The organism is Pseudomonas sp. 39004 (assembly GCF_028682155.1).
Classification (GTDB): Bacteria; Pseudomonadota; Gammaproteobacteria; order Pseudomonadales; family Pseudomonadaceae; genus Aquipseudomonas; species Aquipseudomonas capeferrum.
This window is the reverse complement of the sequence record NZ_JANIAG010000150.1, coordinates 1-13,748: the sequence shown is the minus strand read 5'-3', so window position 1 is coordinate 13,748 and position 13,748 is coordinate 1. Positions and strand designations below refer to the sequence as shown.

General features: G+C 62.9%; 10 protein-coding genes. 6 read left to right on the top strand and 4 right to left on the bottom strand.

The features are described 5' to 3' along the window. Positions 1-3: 3 nt before the first annotated feature. Positions 4-609: an outer membrane protein gene (locus tag NP534_RS21225; protein WP_033699880.1), complete on the bottom strand. Its 606-nt coding sequence runs from the start codon at positions 607-609 to the stop codon at positions 4-6. Between the two features lie 131 nt (positions 610-740). Here NP534_RS21225 and NP534_RS21220 point away from each other — a divergent pair, with 131 nt between their 5' ends. Next, entirely contained in the window at positions 741-1,532 is a 792-nt protein-coding gene (locus NP534_RS21220; protein ID WP_274100004.1) for a dienelactone hydrolase family protein, read from the top strand. Positions 1,533-1,606: 74 nt separating this feature from the next. Continuing rightward, the gene (locus NP534_RS21215; RefSeq protein WP_274100003.1) at positions 1,607-2,308 is read left to right on the top strand and encodes a 4'-phosphopantetheinyl transferase family protein; all 702 of its coding nucleotides are present in this window, start codon (positions 1,607-1,609) and stop codon (positions 2,306-2,308) included. A gap of 3 nt (positions 2,309-2,311) precedes the next feature. Here NP534_RS21215 and NP534_RS21210 read toward each other — a convergent pair whose 3' ends face one another. After that, positions 2,312-3,919 carry an ATP-binding protein gene (locus NP534_RS21210; RefSeq protein WP_274100002.1) on the bottom strand — a complete coding sequence of 536 codons (1,608 nt, stop codon included), beginning with the start codon at positions 3,917-3,919 and terminating at the stop codon, positions 2,312-2,314. Further along, positions 3,916-4,614, bottom strand: coding sequence for a response regulator transcription factor (locus tag NP534_RS21205; protein ID WP_274100001.1), 699 nt, complete (start codon positions 4,612-4,614; stop codon positions 3,916-3,918). Before NP534_RS21205 ends, NP534_RS21210 begins: the two co-directional genes overlap by 4 nt. A gap of 624 nt (positions 4,615-5,238) precedes the next feature. On the opposite strand from NP534_RS21205, the gene NP534_RS21200 reads away from it, so the two are divergent. Both NP534_RS21200 and NP534_RS21195 read left to right on the top strand, forming a co-directional pair. Next, a complete protein-coding gene (locus tag NP534_RS21200; RefSeq protein ID WP_033699885.1) occupies positions 5,239-8,118 on the top strand; it encodes a ribonucleoside-diphosphate reductase subunit alpha in 2,880 nt (959 codons plus the stop codon). A gap of 528 nt (positions 8,119-8,646) precedes the next feature. Continuing rightward, a complete protein-coding gene (locus NP534_RS21195; protein ID WP_033699886.1) occupies positions 8,647-9,897 on the top strand; it encodes a ribonucleotide-diphosphate reductase subunit beta in 1,251 nt (416 codons plus the stop codon). A gap of 128 nt (positions 9,898-10,025) precedes the next feature. Here the strand turns inward: NP534_RS21195 and NP534_RS21190 are convergent, their stop codons facing one another. Then, the gene (locus NP534_RS21190) at positions 10,026-10,499 is read right to left on the bottom strand and encodes a GNAT family N-acetyltransferase (RefSeq protein WP_274100000.1); all 474 of its coding nucleotides are present in this window, start codon (positions 10,497-10,499) and stop codon (positions 10,026-10,028) included. Positions 10,500-10,600: 101 nt separating this feature from the next. Here NP534_RS21190 and pdxR point away from each other — a divergent pair, with 101 nt between their 5' ends. Further along, a complete protein-coding gene (gene pdxR, locus NP534_RS21185) occupies positions 10,601-12,079 on the top strand; it encodes a MocR-like pyridoxine biosynthesis transcription factor PdxR (RefSeq protein ID WP_274099999.1) in 1,479 nt (492 codons plus the stop codon). A gap of 365 nt (positions 12,080-12,444) precedes the next feature. Then, the gene (locus NP534_RS21180) at positions 12,445-13,683 is read left to right on the top strand and encodes an OprD family porin (protein ID WP_227696385.1); all 1,239 of its coding nucleotides are present in this window, start codon (positions 12,445-12,447) and stop codon (positions 13,681-13,683) included. Positions 13,684-13,748 lie beyond the last annotated feature (65 nt).

The following is a 13,748-nucleotide window of genomic DNA, read 5'->3' as shown; positions in this document are numbered from 1 at the left end:
ACCTCAGAACTTGTAGTTGGCCGACAGATACGTCTGTGCACTGCTGGTCAGGCGCAGGGTGCCGTCCTTGGGCCCACCGCTTTGGCCGACTTCGGTCGCGGCATTGGTGCGCAGGTAACGGTAGCCCAGTTCCACCGACGCCTTGTCGGTAATCTCCTGGATCACACCGGCCTGCAGGCCGACCGCGTAGCCGTAGTCGGTATCACGGCTGGCACCTGGCGAATCCTGGGTCAGCTTGGTCATGCCCAGGCTGCCACCGCCGAACAGCTTGGTGGTGTCGCCCACCGGCAGGAACAGGTCATAGCTGCCCAGCAGGTTTTCCTGGCGCAGCTTGAGGCCGCTGTGGTCGCCCGAGACGTTGTCGTAGGTCATGTAGTAGCGACCCTGGTCATTGATTTTACCCAGACGCACACCCCAGGTGTCGTCCTTGCCGATGATGCCGTCGGCGTTCAGGTTATCGGTGTTGCGCTGCAGCAGGCCGGACTTGCGGACTTTGTCGCTGGTCTGGCCGTAGGTCAGGCTGGCGAAGTTGTCATCGGCGGCCTGGACGGTGGTGATGCCAGCGGCGCAAACGGCCATGGCAGCGAGCAGGGTGTTGAAGGATTTCATGGCTTCGTACTCCAGTTGGATGCGCTGTTTCGGTCTGGAAGCTAGAGTAAGGAGGGCACCCTGAACCGTGACTGAACCCTGGCTGAACCGCGGCTGAACGAACCGTTTGCGATGAACAAGGAGTAGTGAACATGCGTGCCCTGCTGGCCTTGACCCTGATGTGCAGCGCCGCCCTTGCCCAGGCGCAAGTGGTGACCCGCGATATCCCCTACCAGGACGACGAAGGCAAGCGCTTTGTCGGCTACTACGCCTATGACGATGCACTGGACGACAAGCGCCCGGGCATCGTCGTGGTGCATGAATGGTGGGGCCTGAACGACTATGCCAAGCGCCGCGCCCGCGACCTGGCGGCCCTGGGCTATAAAGCGCTGGCCATCGACATGTACGGCGATGGCAAGCACACCGAGCATCCGCAGGATGCCCAGGCATTCATGACCGAGGCAATGAAAGACCCGGCAGCGGCGGCCGCGCGCTTCGACGCAGGCCTTGAGTTGCTGAAAAAGCAGCCGAACGTGAACAAGCACCAATTGGGCGCCGTGGGTTACTGCTTTGGCGGCAAGGTGGTGCTCGATGCGGCGCGCCGGGGTGAGAAGCTGGACGGCGTGGTGAGTTTCCATGGGGCATTGGCCACACAAACGCCGGCCAAGCCCGGCGTGGTCAGGGCCGACATACTGGTCGAGCACGGCGCGGCAGACAGCATGGTGACCGAGGAGCAGGTGGCAGCGTTCAAGGCGGAAATGGACGCGGCCAAGGTCAATTACCAGTTCGTCAGTATTCCTGATGCCAAGCATGGGTTTACCAATCCGGATGCCGACCGCTTGAGCCATGGCGCGCATGGCGGGCCGGACATTGGTTACAACAAAGCGGCTGATGACAGCTCGTGGAAGGATATGCAGGCGTTCTTCAAGAAGGCGTTCCAGTAATGATCGCTGGGGGCGCAAGCGCCCCCGACGCGCCCACCTCCCCCACAGCCGCTACGGCTGGCACAATACCCCCCATGAACACACTCCCCATCTGCTGCGCCCCGCTTCAGCACCACTGGCCCCTGCCCCGCCCGCTGCCAGGTGCGGTGCTGGTCAGTTGCGCCTTCGACCCCACCCGCCTGGCTGCCGACGACTTCCAGCGTGCCGGCATCGTCCCCAGCGCCAGCCTGCAACGCTCGGTGGCCAAGCGCCAGGCCGAGTACCTGGCCGGCCGTGTCTGCGCCCGCGCCGCGCTGCAACGCCTGGACGGCCGCAACTACGTGCCAGCCAGCCATGAAGACCGCTCGCCCATCTGGCCCGCCGGCATTCACGGCTCGATCACCCACGGCCAAGGCTGGGCCGCCGCCGTGGTCGCCGACCAGGGCAGTTGCCGCGGCCTGGGCCTGGACCAGGAAGCGCTGCTGGACGACGAACGCGCCGAGCGCCTGCTGGCGGAAATCCTCACGCCCGCCGAAATAGAGCGCCTGGACCGCCGCCAGCTCGGCCTGGCAGTGACCCTGACCTTCTCGCTCAAGGAAAGCCTGTTCAAGACCCTCTACCCGCTGACCCGCCAGCGTTTCTATTTCGAGCACGCCGAGGTGCTGGAATGGTCGGCCGAGGGCCTGGCCCGCCTGCGCCTGCTCACCGATCTATCGGCCGAGTGGCAGCAGGGCACCGAGCTGCAAGGCCAGTTCTGCCTTCAGGATGGTCACCTGCTCAGCCTGATCAGCGTCTGAGCCCTACAGCGGCGCCTGTGCCCGCGGCCAGCTCAGGCTGAAGCAGGCACCGCCGAGGGTTTCGCTGCGCCCTACCGTGGCCCGGCCTGCGTGCCAGTAGATGATCCGCCGAACGATCGACAGGCCCAGGCCATGCCCGCCCGACGCACGGGTGCGGCTGTCGTCGAGCCGGGTGAAGGGTGTGAAGATGCGGTCCCAGACCCCTTCCGGGATACCCGGGCCGTCGTCTTCCACGTCGACCCGGCAGCGTTGCTGGCCCAGCTGGTAGCTCAGGCGCACCTCGGACTCGGCATGGCGCATAGCATTGCTCACCAGGTTTTGCAGGGCCCGGTGCAGGTAGCGCGGCTCGGCTTCGACCCAGGCGCCATCGCTTTCATCCCCTTGGCATGCGCCGCGCACCACCTTGATTTCAGCGCGCAGCGGCGCCAGCTCCTCGATTACCCGGTCCAGCAACGCATCCAGGTCAACCCGCTGGAATTTCAGGGCCGGTGCGCCTTGCTCAAGGCGTGCGTAGGTCAGCATTTCATCGACCAGCTTGTCCAGGTCCTGGATGTCGCCATCCATGCCTGCCAAGTGTTTGGCACGGGCCTGCTCAGTGCTCGCGGTCTCTATCATCTCCAGGCCAAAACGCAGCCGCGCCACCGGCGTGCGCAGCTCGTGGGACACTGCCCGCACCAGCTCGCGCTGCATGGTCAGCGAGCGCTGCAAGTGCTCGGCCATGCCGTTGAATGCCGCAGCCAGGCGCCCGACCGAGTCGGCATCGCCAGCCGGTACCCGCGTGTCGAGGCTGCCCTGGGCAATACGCGTGGCGGCGACCTCCAGCCCCGACACACGCCGCTCCAGCTGACGCACCAGCAGGTACACCACCAGCCCGATCAGGCACAACCCAAGGAAGGCGATCAAGATCAGCAGTTGCGGCGGATAGGGGTTCAACTGATGCAACGGGCCGATTTCCAGCACCCAGGGCGAGCCCGACAGCCCAGCGAATACCCGGATCGAATCGCCATCCTTGCCCAGGGCCATGACCGTGTCGCCCTCCTCGACCCGGCGCCGCTGGTCGTCATCCAGGCCAACCCGCTCCAGGCGCTGCAGGGCAATGTCAAAACCAAAGCCCTTGCTCTGCTTGAGCTGCGCCAGGCGTTGCTGCTGCTCGGTGACCGGATAACGCACCAGTTCGTCGGCCAACAGATAAAGGGTGGCCCGCGCCAGTTGCTCGCTGACCTGCTTCACCTGAGCCACCAGCAGCACCTCCTCGCGGCCGACCTTGCGCAGCACCTGGGCGGCGTGCGGGCCGGTCTTCTCGACCACCACCAGGCCACGGTACAGCCGGGCACGCTGGCCGCCATCAAGGGTACGCGCCGACATCGGCTGCAGCGCCAGCGGCACCCCGAGCAGGCGCTCCCACATCAGCAGCGAGCGTTTGCGTTCGGTTTCGTTCTGCCCGGCCAGGTTGTCAGCCATCAGGCTGAAGGTGCCCTGGGCCAGGCCCTCGCGGTGCTGGGCGGCGCGCACTTCGTTGACCAGGTGCAGGCTGAGCACACCGAGCAGCGCCACCAGCACCAGCACGGCGAGCATGCCGCCATAGATGCGCAGAAAGATCGAGTTGTTCATGGCGCCTCGCCGACGAACAGGTAGCCCTTGCTGCGCAGGGTCTTGATCAGGCGTGGGTGGATCGGGTCGTCGCCGATCTTGGGGCGGATCTTGGAGATGCGCACATCGATGGAGCGGTCCTGGCCGTCGTAGCCGACACCGCGCAGGGCGGTGAACAGTTGCTCGCGCGACAGCACCCGGCCGGCGTTGCTGGCCAGCAACCAGAGCAGGTCGAATTCGGCGCCGGTCAGGTCGATCAGCTGCTCGTCCAGCCGGGCTTCGCGCAGGCGGTTGTCGATGCGCAGCGCACCAAAGGCCAGGGCCTGGCGCTTGGTTTCCGGCGCCTCGCTGCGCCGCAGCAGGGCCTGGATACGGGCCAGCAGCAAGCGCGGGCGCACGGGTTTGCAGACATAGTCGTCGGCGCCCAGGTCCAGGCCCTGCACTTGGTCGAGCTCGTCGCTGCGGGCGGTGAGCATGAGGATCGCGCCCGCGTACTGGCTGCGTACCCGGCGGCAGATGCTCAGGCCGTCTTCACCGGGCAGCATGAGGTCGAGCACCACCAGGTCGGGCTGGCTGTCGACGATTCGCCGCACGGCGCGGCCACCATCGCCCTCGACGGCCACATCGAAGCCGTTGGCCTGGAGGTATTCGGCCGTGAGTTCGGCCAGGCGCTGGTCGTCTTCAACGATGAGGATGCGCGGTGCGGGTTGGTCCATGGCCTGTGCCTTTGCAATTGTTGTTGTTCTGTGGCCGATACTACGTGCCGCCCCGGGTACTGCCAACCGGCCAGCGGTGCCGCACAAGCCACTGGACTGAACCGTTTTTTGTGGTAGGGTTCGCGCCCTCAAAATTCTGCCTTGGGGCAGCGAGCGAAAGAAAAATACTGCAAACCACTTGGCACAAGGCCTACAGGCCATACCCACAAAGTACGCACAACTTATCCACAGGCGCTCGCCTTGCAAAGACCCCAATACCGCATTATCTTGTATCCCGATCGCAGCGAACCACTAGATGTTGGGGTTCGTGCAAAATCACACACAAAAGTCAACCCGGCAAATTATTCGATTTTACGGTTGAACTTCAGGTGATCTGACCAGCCATACCGCTCCAGCGGAGTACTGAACTGCAACAGCTTTTGGGCTCAGCCCAAAGCCTTTGACTTCGGCCAGGGAGCGGCAAGCTATTGCCCCTTATTCCTGAGTCTGTCCCGAAGTCGGTACGCCCGAGCGGGCGGATGCGCGCGCATGACGCATCCCCCGCCAGGTGATCGAGCAAGTGGACGGAACGGTGGGCGCTCAAAAGGCGCCTGTACAATATAGAAACTGTGGAGACACCCACCCATGCAAACCGACACAACTCGCGAGAACCCGCAGGCCCAGGTGCCGCAGGCCGCCGATGCCAACCAGGATCTGGCTGCCACCGCGCCCGGCCAACTGCGCGTGATCAAGCGTAACGGCACTGTCGTCCCCTACACCGACGACAAGATCACCGTGGCCATCACCAAGGCGTTCCTCGCAGTTGAAGGCGGCACCGCCGCCGCTTCGTCGCGCATCCACGACACCGTCGCGCGCCTGACCGAGCAAGTCACCGCCACGTTCAAGCGTCGCATGCCATCGGGTGGCACCATCCACATCGAAGAAATCCAGGACCAGGTCGAACTGGCCCTGATGCGTGCCGGTGAGCAGAAAGTCGCCCGCGACTACGTGATCTACCGCGACCAGCGCGCGAAAGAGCGCGCCACCCGCGCCAACACCGACGCTGTGGTCGAGCCGCACCCAAGCATCCGCATCACCCTGGCCGACGGCAGCATGGCGCCGCTCGACATGGCGCGCCTGAACACCATCATCAGCGAAGCCTGCGAAGGCCTGGCCGAAGTCGATGGCGACCTGATCCAGCGCGAAACCCTGAAGAACCTGTACGACGGCGTGGCCATCAAGGACGTCAACACCGCCCTGGTGATGACCGCCCGTACCCTGGTCGAGCGTGAGCCGAACTACTCGTTCGTCACCGCCCGCCTGCTGATGGACACCCTGCGTGCCGAAGGCCTGGGCTTCCTCAGCGTTGCCGACAGCGCCACCCACCACGAGATGGCCGAGCTGTACGCCAAGGCCCTGCCCGCCTACATCGCCAAAGGTATCGAGTTCGAACTGCTGAACCCGGCCCTGGCCGACTTCGACCTGGAAAAACTGGGCAAGGCGATCAACCACGAGCGCGACCAGCAATTCACCTACCTGGGCCTGCAGACCCTGTACGACCGCTACTTCATCCACAAGGATGGCGTGCGCTTCGAGCTGCCACAGGTGTTCTTCATGCGCGTGGCCATGGGCCTGGCGCTGGAAGAGAAAGAAAAAGAAGCCCGTGCGATCGAGTTCTACAACCTGTTGTCGTCCTTCGACTACATGGCCTCGACCCCGACCCTGTTCAACGCCGGTACCCTGCGCCCGCAGCTGTCCAGCTGCTACCTGACCACCGTGCCGGACGACCTGTCGGGCATCTACCACGCGATCCACGACAACGCCATGCTGTCGAAATTCGCCGGTGGCCTGGGCAACGACTGGACCCCTGTGCGTGCACTGGGCTCCTACATCAAGGGCACCAACGGTAAATCCCAGGGCGTCGTACCCTTCCTGAAAGTGGTCAACGACACCGCCGTTGCGGTCAACCAGGGCGGCAAGCGCAAGGGCGCTGTCTGTGCCTACCTGGAAACCTGGCACCTGGACATCGAAGAATTCATCGAGCTGCGCAAGAACACCGGTGATGACCGTCGTCGTACCCACGACATGAACACCGCCAACTGGATCCCTGACCTGTTCATGAAGCGCGTCTTCGATGACGGCAAGTGGACCCTGTTCTCGCCGTCGGAAGTGCCAGACCTGCACGACCTGACCGGCAAGGCCTTCGAAGAGCGCTACGAGTACTACGAAGCCCTGACCGAGTACAACAAGATCAAGGTGTTCAAGACCATCCAGGCCAAAGACCTGTGGCGCAAGATGCTGTCGATGCTGTTCGAGACCGGCCACCCATGGCTGACCTTCAAGGACCCGTGCAACCTGCGTTCGCCGCAGCAGCACGTGGGCGTGGTCCACAGCTCGAACCTGTGCACCGAGATCACCCTGAACACTAACAAGGACGAGATCGCGGTCTGCAACCTGGGCTCGATCAACCTGCCGAACCACATTGTCGATGGCAAGCTGGACACCGCCAAGCTGCAACGCACCGTGAACACCGCCGTGCGCATGCTCGACAACGTGATCGACATCAACTACTACTCGGTGCCGCAAGCGCGTAACTCGAACCTCAAGCACCGCCCGGTCGGCCTGGGCATCATGGGCTTCCAGGACGCACTGTACCTGCAGCACATCGCCTACGGTTCCGACGCTGCCGTCGAGTTCGCCGACAAGTCGATGGAAGCGGTCAGCTACTATGCGATCCAGGCTTCCTGCGACCTGGCCGACGAGCGTGGCGCCTACGAGACCTTCCAGGGTTCGCTGTGGTCCAAGGGCATCCTGCCGCTGGATTCGCAACAGATCCTGATCGAAGCCCGTGGCCAGAAGTACATCGATGTCGACCTGAACGAGACCCTGGACTGGGCACCGGTGCGTGCTCGCGTACAAAAAGGTATTCGTAACTCGAACATCATGGCCATCGCGCCGACCGCGACCATCGCCAACATCACCGGCGTATCGCAGTCCATCGAGCCGACCTACCAGAACCTGTACGTGAAATCGAACCTGTCGGGCGAATTCACCGTGATCAACCCGTACCTGGTCCGCGACCTGAAGGCCCGCGGCCTGTGGGACTCGGTCATGATCAACGACCTGAAGTACTACGACGGTTCGGTGCAGCAGATCGAGCGTATTCCACAAGAGCTCAAAGACCTGTACGCCACTGCGTTCGAAGTCGAGACCAAGTGGATCGTCGATGCCGCCTCGCGTCGCCAGAAGTGGATCGACCAGGCTCAGTCGCTGAACCTGTACATCGCCGGCGCGTCGGGCAAGAAGCTGGACGTGACCTACCGCATGGCCTGGTACCGTGGCCTGAAAACCACCTACTACCTCCGTGCCCTGGCCGCGACCAGCACCGAGAAGTCGACCATCAACACCGGCAAGCTCAACGCCGTTTCCAGCGGTGGCGACAGCGCCCCGGTCCAGGCTGCCGGCCCGGCACCAGTGCCGAAAGCTTGCGCGATCGACGAGCCTGACTGCGAAGCCTGCCAGTAAGGCCTGATGCCGCAAAAGGGGTGCCCACGGGTGCCCCTTTGCGGCATTTTTGTATCTGCGCAGTGGCCCCAGGATTTTAGCGTCGCCGCGGTATCGATGGGGCCGCTACGCAGCCCTTTCGCGACGCAAGGCCGCTCCTACAAGAATCGCGCCAAACACAACATAATGTGCCACTAAAATTAAAACACACCATATGTAGTGCTATACGCTTTTTGCCGCTACACTCCCACCCCGTAAATACCGATACAAGCCTCGTGAACGGACGCACCTAAAACCGGTCGAAAAAGTTACCCCCGACCGCCAGACACGCGTCCCGATCGAAGACGAATTCCGGTATACTGCGCCCCCTCTGAAAAGGGCACCTATTCAAGTCCCTGGCCCCTCCCCGAGGCCTGGCCAGGCACACGTCAGATGTAACGAGAGTCAGCCTCTCGAGCTGTCCATTCGCCGTAACGGCCGTGCGTCAGGCATCACATTCTTAAAATCCAACCGGTTGCCTCAGGGCAGCCCTCAAGCAGGAGCCAAACCATGCTGAGCTGGGACGAATTCGACAACGAAGACGGCGAAGTAGCCGCCAAAGGCAACACCCCTGCGCAGGCCAACGCCGCCGCCACCCTCGACAAGCTCGACAGCGCCGGCGGTGCCGCCGCCCTGGAAGCCCGTGCTGCTACCGCTTCTGACTCCGAAGCCGTAAAACGCGCCAAGGCCGCCCTCGACGCCCTCGACGTTGCCGAAGGCCTGGCCGAGCTGGAAGGCTCCGCTGCCCGCGTTGCGGTCGACGAAAAGCGCATGATCAACTGCCGCGCCGACCTCAACCAGCTGGTACCGTTCAAGTACGACTGGGCCTGGCAGAAGTACCTCGACGGCTGCGCCAACCACTGGATGCCGCAAGAGGTCAACATGACCGCCGACATCGCCCTGTGGAAGAGCCAGGACGGCCTGACCGAAGACGAGCGCCGCATCGTCATGCGCAACCTGGGCTTCTTCTCCACCGCCGACTCCCTGGTTGCCAACAACCTGGCCCTGGCCGTGTACCGCCTGATCACCAACCCGGAGTGCCGCCAGTACATCCTGCGCCAGGCCTTCGAAGAGGCGATCCACACCCACGCCTACCAGTACTGCATCGAGTCGCTGGGCATGGATGAAGGCGAGATCTTCAACATGTACCACGAGATCCCGTCGGTCGCGAAAAAAGCCGCCTGGGGCCTGAAGTACACCCGCGCCATCTCCGACCCGGAATTCAACACCGGCACCCCGGAAACCGACAAAGAGCTGCTGCGCAACCTGATCGCCTACTACTGCGTACTCGAAGGCATCTTCTTCTACTGCGGCTTCACTCAGATCCTGTCGATGGGCCGCCGCAACAAGATGACCGGCGTTGCCGAGCAGTTCCAGTACATCCTGCGTGACGAGTCGATGCACCTGAACTTCGGTATCGACGTGATCAACCAGATCAAGATCGAGAACCCGCACCTGTGGGATGCCTCGATGAAGGAAGAAGCGACCCAGATGATCCTGCAAGGGACCCAGCTGGAGATCGAATACGCCCGCGATACCATGCCGCGTGGCGTACTGGGCATGAACGCCGCGATGATGGAGGACTACCTCAAGTTCATCGCCAACCGCCGCCTGACCCAGATTGGCCTGAAGGAAGAGTACCCAGGCACCACCAACCCGTTCCCATGGATGAGCGAGATCATGGACTTGAAGAAAGAGAAGAACTTCTTTGAGACGCGTGTGATCGAGTATCAGACTGGCGGGGCTTTGAGCTGGGATTGATTGTCCGGGCTGAGAAACAAGAAGGCTGCCAATTGGCAGCCTTTTTTTGGGCCTCATTATGAGGCTTGAAGGTGTCTATAAAACCAGGGGCAATTCACACTGCAAGCGCATCTCGTCTCTTGCTGGCCTCAGTTGTCTTGGGCAGGCAGCGCCATCCGGTATTCGATCACCCCCGGCTTTTCAGCGATCCAGTCGTACAGCCGCTGTGCGGTCTGGTTGGTTTCCTGGGTATGCCAGTAGAGCCGGTCACAACCCTTTTCCTGCGCCTGGCCCTGCACAAACTCGATCAACTGCTTGCCCACCTTCTTGCCCCGTGTGCTCGGGCAAACGAACAGGTCTTCCAGGTAGCAGAAGTCGTTACGCCCCCAGGTCGAGCGATGGAACACATAATGGACGAAGCCGAGCACCCGCTCACCGTCCGTGGCCACGGCGCAGTGCACGGGCTCGGCCGGGTCGAAGAAACGGGCCCAGGTCAGCTCGGTCGTGGCCTTGCTCAGCTCTACTTTGTAGAACGCCTGATACTGCTCCCAATACGCGCTCCATTGCTGCAAATCGCTCTGCTTCAACTCGCGAACCGAAACCAATGTTTGTGCAACTGTCATGGTGAACCCCTCTCAATGTGGGAATGCTCGGAAAACAGGTGCATTTATAGCGATAGAATGGCCGGAATAGCCCCGCCACTTTTCGCACGTGAAGCAGACCAATGTTCAAACATGCACAGTTGCAATCGGTCAAAGCCTGGATGAGTGACCCCGCCCATGGGGCGTTGTCGCTGCACGTGCGGATTCAAAGGGCGATTCGCCAATTGATCCTTGAAGGCGCATTGCCGGTCGGCAAGTCGCTGCCGGCTTCACGCCCGCTGGCGCTTTCCCTGGGCGTCTCGCGGGATACCGTCGAGGCGGCATACAGCCAGTTGCATGCAGAGGGCTTCATCGAGCGTCGGGTGGGCAGCGGAAGCTTCGTGTCGCAACGCGCGCGGCACCTGCCGCGGCGCAAGCGCCAACGCGAGGTGCTCTGCGATGAGCCAGCTAAACTGAGCCGCAGGGCGATGGCCGTGCTGCAGAGCGGGGGCGTGAACAACTTCCAGGGGCCGCGCCCGTTCGCACCGGGGGTTGCCGAGACCCGGCAGTTTCCCCTGGCAACCTGGGAGAAGCTGGAGCGCCAGGTTTACAAGGAATATGGCACCCAGGCGCTGGAGCACAGTGCGCCACAGGGCATGCCTGCGCTGCGCAGCGCGATCGCTGACTACCTCAACCTCGAACGGGGGGCGCAGGCGACTGCCGATCGGGTGCTGATCCTCACCAGCTCGCAGCAGGCACTTGGCCTGTGCGCCCAAGTGCTCATGGATGCCGGCGATCAGGTGCTGGTCGAAGACCCGCTCTACCAAGGCACCCGCAAAGCCATCGCCGCCGCAGGCCTCGCAGGCGTGCCCGTGCCGGTGGATGAAAACGGCATGCGTGTGGAGGACATGGCGCGGCTGGCCGTCAATGCCAGGGCGGTTTTTCTTACGCCCTCCCACCAATACCCCACCGGCGCGACCTTGTCGCTGGACAGGCGCCTGCAGGCGATCGAATGGGCCCGGCAGCAGCGTGCCTGGATCATCGAAGACGACTACGACAGCGAGTTCCACTACGAAGGCCGGCCGACTGCCTGCGTGCAGGGCCTGGACGCGCATGACCGCACGCTCTACATCGGTACCTTCACCAAGTCGCTGTTTGCCGGCCTGCGTATCGGCTACCTGCTGTTGCCACCCTCGCTCGTCGCGCCGATGACCAGCGCACGCACGCTGCAGGACGGGCATAACGCGTCCATTGCGCAACTGACCTTGGCAAGGTTCATGGAGGGCGGGCATTACACGGCTCATGTGCGGGCCATGCGGGCGCTGTATGCCGAGAGACGGGACGTGCTGGCTGAGCTCGTGCACAAGCATCTGGGGGCGTTTCTGGCGCCGTGCATCCCGGCCGGCGGGCTGCAGATGCCCTGCCATTTCGTGCAGGGTTTGCCTGAAGAGGCGGTGGTCGAGGCGGCGCGCGCGGTAGGGATTGATCTGCTGGGGCTCGGCAGTTTGTATGCGATGCCGCGCAATGATACCGGCCTGTTGATGGGGTTCGCGGCGCAGACGCCAGCCGAGATGCGGGTAGCGGTAGAGGCGCTGGCGAAGGTGTTTGCGCGGGTGAAATAGGGGCTGGCTGCTGCCGCCTTCGGATGCCGTTTTGGGCTCACGGTGTATGCCTATCGCGATCCCCGTCGAGAACCCGCACCAAACCCCAAGTCATAGTACCTCCACAAAACCATCGCACCACAAAGCGTTGACATCCCCCTCCCCACTTGCTAAAAATCGCTCAAGTTGTACGACAACGCATAACAAAAACAACAATCAGTGGAAGATCCCATGTCGACACACCTCGCGCACTACCCTCGCCGCTCGCCTGTCCCGTTTTCACCCCCTAGGCCCTGACCGGTCCGTTACCTACCCGCCCTCGCCGCAGGCCGCTTGCGCGTGCCCGGTGGACGGGCTGCCACACCCTTTTGTGGAGCACAACAATAATGAAAATCTGCCAAACCCTACCCTTTGCCCTGCTGGGCGCCGGCATGCTCGGGAGCCTGCCGGGCACCAGCGTGGCGGCGGGCTTCATCGAAGACTCCAAGGCCACGCTCGGCCTGCGCAACTTCTACATCAACCGCAACTTCACCAACCCCAGCAACCCGCAAAGCAAGGCCGAGGAATGGACGCAGAGCTTCATCCTCGATGCCCGCTCGGGGTTCACCGAGGGGCCGGTGGGGTTCGGTGTGGATGTGCTGGGGCTGTGGTCGGTCAAGCTCGATGGCGGTGGCGGCACCTACGGCACCGCGCTGCTGCCGCGCCACGACGATGGGCGGCCGGCCGATGATTACGGGCGGCTGGCGGTGGCAGGCAAGGCACGGATCTCGAAGACCGAGCTGAAGATCGGAGAATGGATGCCGGTGCTGCCGATTCTGCGTTCCGACGACGGCCGTTCGCTGCCGCAGACGTTCCGCGGGGGGCAGGTCACCTCCAACGAGATCGCCGGGCTGACGCTGTATGGCGGGCAGTTCCGTGGCAACAGCCCGCGCAACGACGCGAGCATGGAGGACATGAGCTACGGCGGTGGGCTGTCGGACCGCTTCAACTTCGTCGGCGGCGAATACAAGTTCAACCAGGACCGCACGCTGGTCGGGCTGTGGAATGCAGTGCTCAAGGACGTCTACCAGCAGCAGTACCTTCAATTGAGCCACAGCCAGCCAGTGGGTGACTGGACCCTGGGTGCCAACCTGGGCTACTTCCATGGCGATGAAGACGGCTCCGAACGTGCCGGGCAGCTGGACAACAAGACCTATTCGGGGATGTTCTCGGCCAAGTATGGCGGCAACACCTTCTGGGTCGGCCTGCAGAAGGTCGATGGCGATACCTGGATGCGGGTCAACGGCACCAGCGGCGGGACGCTGGCCAACGACAGCTACAACTCAAGCTTCGATAACGCCAATGAGCGGTCGTGGCAGGTGCGGCACGACTTCAACTTCGTCACCGTCGGGGTGCCTGGGCTGACATTGATGAACCGCTACATCAGCGGGCAGGATGTGCACACAGGGGCGGTTACCGATGGCAAGGAATGGGTGCGCGAGACGGAGCTGGCCTATGTGATCCAGAGCGGGGCGTTCAAGGACTTGAGTGTGAAGTGGCGTAACTCGAGCATTCGCCGTGATTACAGCAACAACGAGTTCGATGAGAACCGGTTGATCTTCAACTACCCCCTGTCGCTGTTGTAACCCAGGCTTCCCTGTAGCAACGGCCTTGTGTAGGAGCGGCCTTGCGTCGCGAAAGGGCCGCAAAG